Source organism: Leptolyngbya cf. ectocarpi LEGE 11479 (assembly GCF_015207065.1).
In the GTDB taxonomy this organism is placed as follows: Bacteria; Cyanobacteriota; Cyanobacteriia; order Phormidesmidales; family Phormidesmidaceae; genus Leptothoe; species Leptothoe ectocarpi.
The window spans coordinates 1-14903 of record NZ_JADEXP010000144.1; the positions used below are offsets into that span (position 1 = coordinate 1).

At 48.8% G+C, this 14903-nt stretch carries 8 protein-coding genes; 4 read left to right on the plus strand and 4 right to left on the minus strand.

Annotated elements, in window-relative coordinates; all coding sequences use genetic code 11:
• Positions 1–112: 112 nt before the first annotated feature.
• Entirely contained in the window at positions 113–1105 is a 993-nt protein-coding gene (locus IQ260_RS15950; RefSeq protein WP_193994098.1) for a 2-hydroxyacid dehydrogenase, read from the minus strand.
• A gap of 739 nt (positions 1106–1844) precedes the next feature.
• Here IQ260_RS15950 and IQ260_RS15955 point away from each other — a divergent pair.
• The 3 genes from IQ260_RS15955 (at position 1845) to IQ260_RS15965 (ending at position 6663) form a co-directional block, all read left to right on the plus strand.
• A complete protein-coding gene (locus tag IQ260_RS15955) occupies positions 1845–4265 on the plus strand; it encodes a phosphoketolase family protein (protein WP_193994099.1) in 2421 nt (806 codons plus the stop codon).
• Positions 4266–4292: 27 nt separating this feature from the next.
• A complete protein-coding gene (locus IQ260_RS15960) occupies positions 4293–5519 on the plus strand; it encodes an acetate/propionate family kinase (RefSeq protein WP_193994100.1) in 1227 nt (408 codons plus the stop codon).
• A gap of 130 nt (positions 5520–5649) precedes the next feature.
• Positions 5650–6663 carry a zinc-binding alcohol dehydrogenase family protein gene (locus IQ260_RS15965; protein ID WP_193994101.1) on the plus strand — a complete coding sequence of 338 codons (1014 nt, stop codon included), beginning with the start codon at positions 5650–5652 and terminating at the stop codon, positions 6661–6663.
• Positions 6664–6705: 42 nt separating this feature from the next.
• Here IQ260_RS15965 and IQ260_RS15970 read toward each other — a convergent pair whose 3' ends face one another.
• The 3 genes from IQ260_RS15970 to modA form a co-directional block, all read right to left on the minus strand.
• On the minus strand, positions 6706–8217 hold the full coding sequence (locus IQ260_RS15970) for a glycoside hydrolase family 88 protein (RefSeq protein WP_193994102.1): 1512 nt from the start codon (positions 8215–8217) through the stop codon (positions 6706–6708).
• Positions 8218–8523: 306 nt separating this feature from the next.
• Entirely contained in the window at positions 8524–10398 is a 1875-nt protein-coding gene (gene modB / locus IQ260_RS15975; protein WP_228016170.1) for a molybdate ABC transporter permease subunit, read from the minus strand.
• Positions 10399–10426: 28 nt separating this feature from the next.
• On the minus strand, positions 10427–11140 hold the full coding sequence (gene modA / locus IQ260_RS15980; RefSeq protein WP_193994103.1) for a molybdate ABC transporter substrate-binding protein: 714 nt from the start codon (positions 11138–11140) through the stop codon (positions 10427–10429).
• Between the two features lie 743 nt (positions 11141–11883).
• On the opposite strand from modA, the gene IQ260_RS15985 reads away from it, so the two are divergent.
• Positions 11884–14903: NACHT domain-containing protein (locus IQ260_RS15985; RefSeq protein WP_193994104.1), on the plus strand; the 3020-nt coding region annotated here is incomplete at its 3' end.

Below are 14903 nucleotides of genomic sequence, written 5' to 3' on the forward strand. Positions count from 1 at the left end.
ATCTAGAACTATAGGGGAGCTGCACAACCATAAGGTTTCAGGTAAAGGCGGGCAAGGGGCAAGGGGCAGTTACGGCGCTCTATGCTTGCTTGCCTGAAGGGGCATATCCCCTTTAGGCAGCTACTTCGTTACTACAGCCCTGCCCTGTTTCTATGTCAGTAATATTGGATAGGGTGGTGTTAGCTATATTGCGCAGGGCTTCCCGTGTAAAAAATGCTTGATGAGCGGTAATCACCACGTTGGGAAACGACTGTAATAGTTGAAATGTGTCGTCCTGGATAACGGTGTCTGACAGATCCTCAAAAAATAGGTTCCCTTCTCGCTCGTAGACGTCAATGCCAAAGTAGCCCACGCGTCCCGACTTAATGGCTTCGATAACGGCTGAGGTATCAATCAGGCCGCCACGGCTAGTGTTGATCAACATTGCCCCTGGTCGTAGGTGCTGTAACGACTCTTTATTGATCAGATGGTGGGTGGAGGGCAGTAAAGGACAATGGAGAGAAACAATGTCGGAGCGAGTCAACAACAAAGATAGGTCTACATACTCCACACCCATGGCCTCACAGACCGGGTTAGGACGGACATCGTAGGCCAACAGCTTACAGCCAAACCCGTTCATAATCTGGGCAAAACATTGACCAATTTTGCCAGTGCCAACCACACCAACAGTTTTGCCATGGAGATCAAATCCTAACAAGCCATCTAAGGAAAAGTTGTCGTCTCGGACACGATTATAGGCACGATACAGCTTGCGATTGAGGGCCATGATCAGTCCCACAGCGTGCTCAGCCACGGCATAGGGAGAGTAGGCGGGAACTCGCACCACGGTTATGCCCAGACTCTTAGCCACATCTAGGCTGACATTGTTAAATCCGGCACAGCGGAGAGCGATGATGCGGGTGCCGGTGGTTGCGATCGCACGCAGTGTCTCTCCATTCAACTCATCGTTAATAAACACGCACACTGCTGGAAAACCGGAAGCCAGAGAGGCTGTTTCTACCGTCAAACGCGGTTCAAAAAAAGTCAATTCATGACCATAGGCTGCATTGACTTCAGTAAATGAGCGCTGGTCATAGGGTTTGGCATTAAAAAGAGCTGTTTTCATCCGTATTTGCCTACTCCACTCTAGTTAGCGTAAGGTCACTTACCTGCATTACTCTCATTGAATAACCTCACTTGTTGTCATAAAAACAAGCTAGCGACGTATCTAAACCTATTCCATCTCAATAGTAAGACCTGTCCATAAAAATTGGGGAAGTAAACTTAAAATCATCCGAATACTTTTGAAACCCTTGTTCACATCCAGGCTTGAAGCATTTCCATAGAGTAAACTACAGGTTTTAACTTGAGCATAGTTTATAAACTACTTGAATAGCTTGTATGAATGCGGTAAATACACCACCGTCCATACCACGGGATTTTGGTGGAAAAGGCTCACCGATTACTGTCTGAACCTTTTTAGTAATCTTAAAAGAACACTAAAGCTCTCTCAAAACTAATGAATGCCAAAATAGAAATTTGAGATAGAATTTGAGTATAAAGTTCAGTGTCCCTAGAAATTTCACTCTATTCTGTTAAGGAGCTGATACCTTGAGAAAGCCCAATCATAAGCGCTGCCTGAGCAAGTCATTGAGATCTCAAATTTAAGTATCAGAAAACACAATGGTCATATCTGACTGATTTTTTTCTGTTTATTTAATGCCATCTGTTAATAAAAAATTAAGAGCTGTTGTGGATTTAACCTGCTCTTAATCACCCTATTTTTAGTAAACCTATTCAAGGCCCCGAACTCAAGGTCAAAAAGACTTTTAGCGTGTCGTTTTTGCTGGACGAGAATACTAACCATGGTTCAAGCCCCCATTCAATCAACCAGTTCCATAACACCTGTGCTACCAGATGAGTTATCTCTCATAGACGCCTACTGGCGGGCCTGTAATTATCTCGCGGTTGGCATGATCTATCTGCGAGACAATCCTCTCCTGCAGGAACCCCTCAAAGCTGAACATGTGAAGCATCGCCTGCTGGGCCACTGGGGAGCGTCTCCAGCCCTCAGCTTTACCTATGTCCACTGCAATCGACTGATCAAAAAGTACGATCTAGACATGGTTTTCGTAGCCGGACCGGGTCACGGTGCCCCCGGCGTGCTGGGTCCGGTCTATCTAGAAGGCACCTACACCGAGCTTTACCCTGACAAAAGTGAAGACGCTGAAGGCATGCAGCGATTTTTCAAACAATTCTCATTTCCTGGGTTTATTGGTAGCCACGTCACCCCTGAGACACCCGGATCCATCCACGAAGGTGGTGAGCTTGGGTATAGCGTTTCCCATGCCTACGGAGCCGTCTTAGATAATCCGGATCTCATTGTTACCTGTGTCGTCGGTGATGGGGAAGCTGAGACCGGTCCCTTAGCCACCGCCTGGCATTCCAACAAGTTTATTAATCCTGCTCGCGATGGGGCCGTCCTGCCAATTTTGAACCTGAATGGTTACAAAATTGCTAACCCAACCATCTTGGCACGGATTTCCCAGGAAGAGCTAGAGTATCTGTTTCGAGGCTACGGCTACACCCCCTACTTTGTAGAAGGTAGCGATCCTGCCGAAATGCACCAGCAGATGGCCTCGGTGATGGAAGAATGCGTGCTCACCATCAAAGAGATTCAGCGAACAGCACGGGTCTCAGGGCAGGTGGAGCGCCCTCGGTGGCCAATGATTGTCTTACGTACCCCGAAAGGGTGGACCGGGCCAGCCGAAGTCGATGGCAAAAAAGTTGAAGACTTTTGGCGATCGCACCAGGTGCCCATGGGGGGCATGCACGATAACCCTGACCACCTGCGACGGCTAGAAGCCTGGATGCGTAGCTACCAGCCAGAAAAGCTGTTTGACGAGACGGGCACCCTGATCCCCGAACTCAAAGCCTTGGCCCCCACTGGCAACCGGCGCATGGGCTCGAACCCCCATGCCAACGGCGGCTTACTACGCAAGGCATTAAAGATCCCCAACTTCCATAACTATGCCATTCAGATGGAGCACCATGGCACCGAAGAGTTTGAAAATACCAAGGTGCTGGGCCTGCTGATGCGGGATATCATGCGGGACAATCCCCATAATTTCCGACTGATGGGTCCGGATGAAACCGCGTCGAACCGGTTGCAAGATGTTTATCAGGTCACCAAAAAGGTATGGATGGCAGACATCTATCCAGAAGACGCGGGGGGAACTGAGCTATCTCGCGATGGTCGGGTGATGGAAATGCTTAGCGAGCACACATTGCAAGGCTGGCTAGAGGGCTATCTCCTCACCGGACGCCATGGTCTTTTCCACACCTATGAGGCCTTTGCCCATGTGGTGGACTCTATGTTTAACCAGCATGCTAAGTGGTTAGATATCTGTCGTAACCATGTTCCCTGGAGACGGTCGGTATCGTCTCTCAATATTCTACTGTCGTCCCTAGTATGGCGACAGGACCACAACGGCTTTAGTCACCAAGACCCCGGCTATGTGGATTTAGTGACCAATAAGAGCCCCGATGTAGTGCGGCTGTATTTTCCGCCAGATGCCAACTGTCTGTTATCGGTCGCTGACCACTGCTTCCGCAGTACGGATTACATTAACGTCATCATTGCCGATAAACAAAAGCATCTACAGTATTTGCCCATGGATGAAGCCGTTGCCCACTGCACCAAGGGCATTGGCATTTGGGACTGGGCCAGCAACGATGACTGTGGCACCGAGCCCGATGAACCCGACGTGATCATGGCCTGCTGTGGAGATATTCCTACCATGGAATCTCTAGCGGCAACGGCTATTTTACGGGCAGAATTTCCTGAACTCAAGGTGCGTTTTGTTAACGTAGTTGATCTATTTAAGCTGGTTTCAGAGGGAGAACATCCCCATGGCCTATCGGACTGGGATTTTGATTCATTGTTTACCCCTGACAAACCTGTCATCTTTAACTTTCATGGCTATCCCTGGCTAATTCACAAGCTCGTTTATCGCCGGTCTAACCAGGAACGTATCCATGTGCGGGGCTATAAAGAAGAGGGGAATATCAATACGCCGTTGGAGCTGGCGATCAATAACGAGGTGGACCGTTTTAACTTGGTAATTGACGTGATCAACCGGGTGCCCAAGCTGGGTTCGGCAGCCGCCCATGTCAAAGAACGGATGAAAAACAAGATCATCGCCTGTCTGAGTTATGCCCATGAGCATGGCAAAGATGAGGATGCCATTGTGAACTGGCGATGGCCGTATTCAAAAGACGATTAGCAGAGTTACGGCCATTCCACAGACCCGATGAAAATCCTTGTTCTCAACGCTGGCTCTAGTAGTCACAAGCTCTGTCTCTATGCCTGGGGCGATGCTTTTTTACCCAAGTCAGCCCCGGCCCCAGTGTGGCAGGCGCAAATTGACTGGTACTCTGACCGGGTGACTGTCGAGGTCTCTCCCAAGGCCGCTTCACCAGGGGCACCTCTCAAGGAAAACAAAGACTTTACCTCCCGACGGCAAATTCTCTCTGAGGTGCTCAGCACTCTGTGGCAGGGCACAAACCCTGTCCTTCACAGGCCAGATGAGATTGATGCCGTTGGGCATCGGGTTGTCCATGGTGGGCAAACATACCAGACGAGCACCTTAGTTACCCCTGATGTGAAGACAGAGATTAGTCGGCTGCGATCGCTAGCTCCCAATCACAATCCTGCTAACCTCGAAGGCATTGAACTAATGGAGGAGCTACTGGGAGACACCCCCCAGATAGCGGTGTTTGACACAGCATTTCATCGCCAGATGCCGGATGTGGCCGCTATTTATCCGGGTCCCTATGAGTGGGTAAACCAGGGTATCCGGCGCTATGGCTTCCATGGCATCAGTCATCAGTACTGTAGCCAGCGAGCTGCTCAGCTCCTCAAGCGTGATGATTTGCGGCTGATTATTTGCCACCTGGGAAATGGCGGTTCTCTTACAGCGGTTCACCATGGTCAGAGCATCGATACCACCATGGGGTTTACGCCCCTAGATGGGCTGATGATGGGTACTCGGTCTGGAGCGATTGATCCAGGTATTTTGATTTACTTAATGCGGCAGGGGTACAGCGCCGACCAGCTAGATCAGGTACTCAATAAAGAGTCGGGACTTAAAGGTATTTCGGGTATTTCCCATGATTTACGTCACATTAAAGAGGCAATTACAGCCGGAGACGTCCGGGCTCAGCTGGCTCTAGATATCTATCTTCACCGTCTCAAGTCCTGTGTTGGTTCTATGCTCATGGGTCTGGGTGGGCTAGATGTCATTGTCTTTACCGCCGGTATTGGTGAACACGCGGCATCGATTCGCACAGAAACCTGCAAAGCCATGGCTTTTTTGGGACTCAAGCTAGACCTGGTTAAAAATGAACAAAATCCTGTTGATCAAGATGTTGCCATGACTGACTCTGCGGTGCGGGTGTTGGTAATTCACACGCAGGAAGACTGGGCAATTGCCCAAGACTGTTGGAGCTGTATCCAACAGATGCGCGATTCTGCCTGATAAACGCAGCGATAAGATATCCATTATCAAAAATATACGAATTATGATTTCGCTGTTTGCCTGATTATCTTTTCTACGCGAATGATTACCATGGTGTCAACGAGCTTCACAGACTGAAAGGAGACATCAGATGAAAGCGATTGGCTATACAGAGGCGGGACCGATTTCGGCAGACAGCGCCCTGATTGAGTTCGAGGCCGATAGTCCCAAACCTGGACCCAATGATCTGTTAGTAGAGGTGCGGGGTGTCTCCGTTAATCCGGTTGATGTCAAACTGCGGAGCAAGGCTCAGCCGGACAGTGGGCATCGCATTCTTGGCTTTGATGCTGCTGGGGTTGTAAAAGAAGTCGGCTCAGATGTGACGCGGTTTCAGCCCGGTGATGACGTATTTTACGCGGGTGACGTCACCCGGCCTGGCACCAATGCCCAGTTTCACGTCGTTGATGAACGCATTGTAGGTCGCAAGCCGTCGTCCCTGGGTTTTGCAGAGGCGGCGGGAATACCGCTGACGAGTATTACAGCCTGGGAGATTCTATTCGACAGTTTTGGCTTTAAAGAAGGAGACGGTGCCGGTGAATCACTGTTGGTAATTGGCGGTGCTGGCGGCGTCGGCTCTATTTTGATCCAGCTGGCAAAGAAGCTTACGGGGCTGAGCGTGATCGCGACAGCGTCGCGTGATGATACTCGGGAATGGGTTGCCAAGATGGGGGCTGACCATATTATTAACCATCGCAATCCACTGGACAAGGAGATGGAGGCGCTGGGCATTTCACCTCGGTATGTGGCCTCGCTTACCCATACGGCCAGCCACTATGGGGCAATCCAAGCGCTGATTAAACCACGTGGTCACATCGCTCTAATTGACGATCCGGGGTCGCTGGATGTTGTGCCCCTGAAGAGCAAGGCACTCTCTTTAAGCTGGGAGTTTATGTTTGCTCGGTCGATGTTCCAGACAGAGGATATGGATAAACAGCACCAGCTGCTGAACCGAGTTTCAGAGCTTCTGGATGATGGCACGCTGATTTCGACCGTTAATCACCATGGCGGCATTCTCAATGTTGAGAATCTGCGTGCTGCGCACGAGCTGCAGGAAAGCGGTAAGGCCATCGGTAAGACTGTGCTGGATGGCGTTGCTGCAGAATGACGCTGGGCACAACAAAATATCTTGCGTTAACTGGCATAAATTTCAGCGCTGGGAGAAAGATAGTTGTTGCCACACAAACGATACGTCTCGGTCATGGTCTGCCCAGCGATGGTGTTGGCCGTCCCGCCAAATCTGTGGCAGTCCCTGACCATGAAATGAGATGGCAACGCGCTTACCCGTACTACCTTGATAGTCAACCCGCCTGGCATCTACCGTTAGCCTCGCCTGGGAGGTGACTTGGCGTTGGAAGGTGGTAAAACTGCCGTGGGTCTGTGGTTCTCCCATCTCCAGTGCAAACCCGTGGTCAAATCTGTGGACCGCGATCCAGGTTTGATGACAAGCCAGGAAGGTGAGGCCAGCTGCTGTCTTTTGATCTACTGCTGCTTTAGTGCAGCCGTCAGGAATAATTATTTGAGGGGCTGTTTTACCCTGCCAGATCAACAGATTCTCATACTGGGCAATGGCGTGGGGCTGGTCAGCATTGACCGTTAGCTCATCAGTCCCGCCAGTGTCGTTGGCCATATGCAGACTAAAGCCCTGCCAATCGCCGCCAGTTCCCTTGGCTAGGCTGCCAAGCTGATAGCTATGGCTGATGTATAGCGTTTCATAGAAAGCGGGGCCATAGAGTTTGGGTTTCCAGTTTTCATAGTGGGGGTGGGTGCGCTGCAGTTCGATGGGTTTAGAGAATCGACGCTGTGCGATCGCAACCACATCCGCTGGCGGCAAATAATCACTGGTAATCCCATAGAGCCAATCCCGCTCCGGCTCATCGGGTGCCGGGGCCTGACCAAAATACAGCCAGAAAAAACGGGCGGCGCTATCCCCATAGGTCCGTTTGGATGGACCTGTCCAGCTACCGCGCCAGTACTTGATCGCCGCTGAATGATAGAGCCAGTCAAGAGCCTCCTTTGCCAGCTGTTGCACCTCCGGATCTTTGGCAAAGTCGTACAGATTCAAATAGGCCGCTGTCGTGTGACCATGGTAAACCGGGCTATCCCATTCCCCCATCCCGATGTCCAGAAGTGTGGACACGTAGCGCTCCAGATGCTGCTTATAAATTAACCGGGTAGCCTCATTCCCCGTTTCCTCCGCCATCAGGTATACCGAGGTATCCCGCATGGCCCTGAGGTTATCAGTGTTGCGACAATCAACCGGGGTATCACAATCATCGGTGGACCGAGACCAAAATTTACGGGGTGGCTGAGCCTTACGGGTCAGCGGATCGCTCACAGTAAAGTCGTGCATCGCCTGCCACATCCGCTGTCGATAGGCCGGTTCAAGCTGGTTGCCAAAGTAAAAGTACTTGCGCATCTGGCTTTTGAGGGTAAACCCTGACAGTAGGTCTACGCCCTGAGTTTCCGTGGCCTGGGAGTCAATCTGCTGCAAAAATTCCAGCGACGACGAGCGCCCCCACAGCACATCCGCCATCGCCAGCGGATAGGAATTCTTTTCATACTCATAGGCGATGCTGCCATAGGACTCAACCGCAGCCAGCTGCAGCAGCGTGAGCTGCAGTCTCACCTGAAACATCAAGATCCACCAGAGTTCTGCCATGGACGGCGATAAAGTGACTAAGGACGTTTGTTTCCTATGACCGCTCTGCTAGGGAGTTGAAGCCCTCGTCGGAAACAGCAAAGGGAGGAAGCGACAAAAACTCCACACCGCCCCAGTCCATGCGCGTTGCTCAAATCTTTGACGTCGCTCTCCTTCAAGATTTGATAATGGGACACAGCGGCACAACACCCAGCCAACACGTTATTGATTGATATCTCCTAATGCTAATAACCATAGCGAGGGATCTTTAGAAAACTTTTGTTTTTTACGCCTGCTTAAGTATTGCTCCATATCGCTCCATGTTTGTTAATGAGTCATCACAATCACAGATTCGGGAGCTAGCTGTACTGGCCAGGGGAGGGGCCGCTGCTGTAGCAGAGACCACTGATCGCGGTAGACCTCTGCCTGTAGGTGGTAATCATAGACATCGCTAGGCGGGCTGTGGAGCTTGATATACAGAGTCACGCGATGCTGAGTTTCACTGACCGTGGCCAGCCAGCCGGGAAAGGTGTTGGGGGTCTGCACTTCCAAATGGGTGAGGCCTGGAAACAGGATATGGTGAGCCCGAATGCCAATGTGGGCGGTTTCGGCTGGGGGCGAAGTCATCACCTGCAGCTGGCAGCCCCAGTCTAAGGCTTCCACAGATTGATCTGTCATGCGACGGGCTGAGGAAAAATTTTTGCATTCGGTGACTCGGGCTACGTCTACACTGGGTGGGTGTCTAAAAATCTCTTCTCGAGGTCCGGTTGCTGCTATCTGGCCATTGGCCAGGACTAACAGATGGGGACAAAGGCGGTAGGCTTCTTCCAGCTTGTGGGTGATGAATAGGGTAATACCGTCGTAGTGTGAAAGCACCTGGCGCAATAGGGTTTCAAGGTGGCTGCGTAGATAGGTGTCCAGTGCCGATAGGGGTTCGTCTAATAACAAAATTTCTGGCTCCATGGCCAGGGCCCTGGCTAGGGCCACCCGCTGTTGCTGTCCGCCCGATAGCTGACGGGGGTAACGATTTTCTAGACCGGATAGTTCCAGCATGTTTAGCCAACTGGCCACCAGGGTTACTCGTCGATGGCGGGGTTTGATGCCAAAGGCAATATTTTGGGCAACGGTGAGATGGGGAAATAAGGCATAGTTTTGAAAGACAATGCCGATGTTGCGATCGCAGCTCCTTACATTGACGCCCTTTTCCGCATCAAATAATATCCGACCATTGAGCACAAGCTGCCCCTGTATAGGCGTTTCTAGTCCAGCAATACAGCGCAGCGTCATACTCTTGCCAGCCCCCGAAGCCCCAAGAATTCCCAACGGTCGTTGCCCCACCTGAAACGCCACATCAAGGTGAAACCCCGACAGTACACTCTCTAGATCTACTTGCAACTCAGGAGAGACTAAGTTGACCGCCGATTTCTGGGGCCATCGAGAGTCCCTGATGGGTAAGGAAAATGTTGCGGTTCCAAAAAAAATCCAGTTAAACCCTCGTTTAGTCAAGGCGTTATGCCCTGTTCCAGAGCCACGGGCAATAATGGCAATGCTCCCCAGCGAAATAGCCACCATCATGAGTACCCAGGCCAGAGCCACCCCCATATTTCCAGCTTCTGCCGCAAAAAAAATGGCAATGGGCACCGTTTTCGTGATCCCAGGAATACTGCCACCCACCATCAAAGTCGCCCCAAACTCTCCCAGAGCACGGGCAAAACTTAAGACCGTTCCCGCCAATATACCTGGCCCAGCCAGGGGCATAAGGATTAGCCAAAACAGCCGCCACTCTGTTGCCCCCAGGGTACGGGCAGCACTGAGCAGGGTCGGGTCAACCTGCTCAAATGCCGCTAAAACCGTTTTATACATTAGGGGAAAAGCAACAACCGTAGCAGCCATGACAGCCGCTATCCACGTAAAAATTATCGATATCCCAGCACGATTGAGCAGCTGACCAACAGGGCCATGGTTACCCAATAGCAACAGCAGTAGAAACCCCACCACGGTTGGCGGCAGCACTAACGGTAGGGTAAAGATCCCGTCGATCATTCCCCGCGTCCGGCGACCCATTACCCATCGGGCTGCAGTAATTCCTAGAAAAACGGCCAATACCGTGGCGACCAATGCCGTTTTCAGCGAAATCCAGAGGGGAGAAAAATCAGTGGGCATTGAGTACAGTATCAGAGCAGGCCGCTTTGATTGTGCCATCTCTCAACATTTCTCGGCACGGCCCAACTCACCGCTCAACGTTAAGAAAGCCATAGTCTTGAAAAATGGCAAGGGCCGGAGCACTGACCAAAAAATCAACAAAGGCTTGGGCCGCATTGACCTGCTGACTGGCCTTAACAACAGCTATTAAATAGATAATGTCAGTATGACTGTTAGCCGGTGCCGTGGTAATCATCTGTACATGCCTAGATATCCGTGCATCTGTGGCATAGACCAGACCCGCATCCACATTGCCCGTTTCCACATAGGCCAACACATGGCGAACATTTTTGCCAAAGACCAACTTGGCCTGAAGACTGTCAAAAAGATTCAGAAATTTTAGAGTCTCTTTAGCATAGTGCCCAGCTGGCACACTTTCCGGTTCACCCATAGCAATTTTGTTGGCTATGGACAGGTCCTGAAAACTAGTAATGTTGTTATCACCCTTGGGTACGATCAAAACCATAGAATTTTGTATCAGTACCTGACGAGAGTTACTCAGCAGCAACCCTGTTTTCCCCAGCCTATCCACCCACTGGGGGGAAGCTGAGAGAAACAGATCGACCGGAGCCCCTTGAACAATTTGTTGAGCAAGAGAACCTGATGAACCAAAATTGTAGATAATTTCTACGGCAGGCATGATGGCTTGATAAGCTGTTCGAAGCTGTTCTAATACATCCTGCATACTGGCGGCGGCTGAGACAGTGAGTCGGACAGCCGCATCATGGGTCGCATGACCCATGGGGGCGGATGGTTTGCAACTCCCTAGGGATAGGGTAAATGCTCCGACAGCTTTCAACAGGAATTGCCGTCTATTCTCTAAACTGTTGCAGCAACCGCTGATTGACAGCACCCTCCGCTTTGGCTCGACCACGCTCTAGTTTCAACTGTAAGTTACATCAAAAAAATACAATAATTAAGCACTCCAGCCCATAGCGTCAGAACTTCTTAGCCTGATGGACATGGTTTGCACAAGGGTCGTCCTCAGCAACCTCTACACTAATCGCATTCTGCCCCTGGAACTCAGCAACTTTCCCATTCAAGCTCGATGCCTAAATCCCTGAGGCGATGTCGGTATATAGTATTTCTAATAGACTCGTTCACCGGCTAAATCAGCAACGGCAAAATAGCTAATCTAGTTTCAGCATAGTTCAAGGTAGACTCGTGGCATAATCACGTGTAAAAATCATCATTAATGAGTTCTTGAATACGGATGATCGTTGTACCATGTCTGCACAAGCCCAGTCGTTAGCTAACTTAATTATTGACGTATTGGGACATAAAGGAAGAAGATTCTTCCGCTTATTCAAGAAGCGTCCTAATCCACAGACGAAGCAGGCTATTTTGTCCGCTTCACAGAGCTATGTGCACAAGTTTAGGGAACGCCATGGCAGACTAAAAATCTTAGGAATGAGTAAGCCCGTCAGTTTAGACTCGGTTTACGTTCCGATTCGGCTTTTGGAAGAGGGCGAAATTAATAAATCCATGTCTATTGATGATATGGAAAAAGCTTACCGTACCCGCCACGAGCGGAAGCTATCGTCCAAATCAACTGATAAAAAAACGGCCATAGATGTGGCCAATGAAATTCAGTATTTATCAATTATTGGTGCTCCAGGGGCTGGCAAAACCACACTACTTCGCAAAATTGGTTTAGAAGCACTGAAATGTAAAAATGAAACTGATTTTCAGTATGCTTGCATACCAATTTGGATTGATTTAAAGAAGTTTACGGAAGAGACCATCAGTTTTCAAACCTACATTGCCAATGAATTAAAAACATTTGATTTTCCAGAAAGCGAAGAAATCACTGAAAAAGCCTTAAAAAAAGGGCGATTTTTAATTTTATTTGATGGGTTAGATGAAGTCTCATCCAGCAGTCGCCATCAGGTACTCGATAGTATTGAAACGTTTGTCGGTCGCCATGAAAAGAATCGCTACGTTATCTCCTGTAGGGCCGCTGCCTATCGCTGCCCCTCCCCTAGCTTCCGTGAGATAACCTTGGCTGGCAATAGCCAAGAACAGATTAAGCAATTTATTTACAACTGGTTCTCTTCGGATGAAGTGGGGGATGCTGAAGCTGCAGAAACCTGTTGGAAGTCCCTACGAAAGTCAGATAATATTGCGGTACGAGAGCTAGCTCAAACTCCACTGCTGCTAACATTCTTGTGTCTGGTATATAGTCGCTCCCTAACATTTTCTGGCAATAGAAGTATTCTGTACCATGAAGGGCTGCGTATTCTCTTAAAGAAATGGTTTGAAGAGAAACGTATTTCTAAAGAGAGTATATATGAAGGCTTACATATTGAGCTAGAAGAGAAACTGCTGGCTGAAATTGCCTATAAAGCCTTTAAAGACGACAAACTACTTTTTACTAAGGCCAACTTAGTAAAACATATTCGAGAATTCCTTTTAAGGGAATTGAATGCACCCAGCAATCTCAGCGGCGAAAATATCCTAGATGCCATTGCCATTCAGCAAGGTATCTTAGTAGAGCAATCCGAAGGCATTTATTCATTTTCCCACCTCACCTTTCAGGAATTTCTGGCTGCTCAGTACATCTATGAAAACTACACCAATCAGGCGCTCTCAGAGATGGTGCGTCTGCATGCCAATGACAAACGGTGGGAAGAAGTTTTCTTATTGATTGCTGGTCTTAAATATGATGAGAGTAACGTCATCAACCTTTTGCTTTACCTAAATCAGGTAGCTCAAGGATTTATTAATACCGAAAAACTGAGCGCCCTATGGGTGTGGGCATCCAATGTAACCACCGTTGAATCCACCTCAGAACAACTGATTGAAAAGCGAGCTAATGCTCTTTACCGAGCCTTTCACTACAGCCGGATTCTAGCTAAAAGTTCTAAATTAAAAGGTGACCTGGAAACCGTTCAGGCATTGCTCCAGCCGTTTATCTATAATCTGCGGGCATCTAATGATTTGACCCTGACAACGCATCTGATCAATGCGTTTCACAATGTCACTATTCAAATCGAGAGTACCGGTAAGCTCAATGACTCAGCCTTAACAAAGCGAGTTCAAACCGATCTCAAAAAAGCCATCAATTTAGCCAAGCCCCTAGCCAATAAGATTCGCAAACGGGCCAGTGTACGCAGCATGCGCTACTTAAAAAATCATGAGCAGCGCTCTTCCATCGATGAAGATTTAAAGAAGAATGAAATTTTTGCTAGCTCTGACTTTTTATCACTGTTTGAGCAATTAAACAGATTGAGTCTAAACATTCCCAGTACCCAATATCCTAGTCATGTCCACAAGAAATTTTTAGATGATCTAAAAAAAGTTTGCCTAGGTGTTCTGAAGATCGACGAATCATGGCTGATGATGTCTCGAGAAGAGGCTCAAGCCTGTCAAGACTGCCTGTATGTCACGCTGCTAATGCTGAAGTGCAGAAAAGAAGCCAAGCGAGTATCTCCCGAGCGATGGGAGTCAGTCCAAGAACAGATTTTATCCCTGAGTGTAGGGGAGTATCGTCCTGTTTCAGTATCAGTCCAGAGCTTTTTGGACCAGGTGGGGGCTGTGTCTAGACAGGAGGACGACAACAATCTACTAGTGACCAAAATTCCAGATGACTTTGGATTAAAACCACCCTTTCTCGTGTCCGTGGCTGCAGAAACACTGACCGAACAGGATATTGATGATCTGTTTCACAGATCAGATGAAATCAGAGAGGCTAACTCAGCACCCGCTGGCATTATCCTATATCAAGCTCCACCTGAAAAAGCCGCTAGAGAATTATTGGCAAATTTAAGCCTGCAGCAGAATTTTAAGGTTGTGCCCATTGCTCTAGCCGTGATTGAAAAGGCCCTGCCGAATACTGATGATTGCAAAGAAGTTTTCGCTAGTCATGTGCAGCGGTATATAGAGAAAACCGACTTTTTTAGAGATAAGGATGCAATTGACGATCAATTATTATTTTTTGGGCGCACGGAGCTGTTAAATCAGCTAGCGGCTGATCTTAAAGATAATCAAAATGTGGGACTGTTTGGATTACGAAAATCAGGTAAATCAACAATATTGCTACAGCTAGCTTTAACCTGTCAGGAGCATGCTGTTATTCATATAGATTTGCAGAAGTACAGCAGTATTGTTTATGGCATTGAGCTATTGGATGAAATTCTCCAAGGCCTGTACCGTTTAGCTAAGAGCAGAAATCCTCTAGTGGAAAAGCCCTCTCTCCTTTCTGACGCAGGGCAACCGCTCAAAGAGTCATCCCGTGAGTTTCATCAATGTTTCAAGCGCCTTTCTAAGTCAATTGAAAGTGTTGGATATGAGCTTCCTATTTTGTGCTTTTTAGATAATCTAGACAAGGTCTTCCCGCATTCCAATGAAAGGTTTGAAGAGAAGGCTGAAGAGTTTAATCTTGTATTTGGAGCACTGCGAGCATTAAACCAAAAAGAGCAGCTAATGTCTTTGGCAGTTACGGCTGTACAACCCCAGTGTAATCGAATTAAGCAGTGGAGTTTTTCAGATACATCTAAAAATCA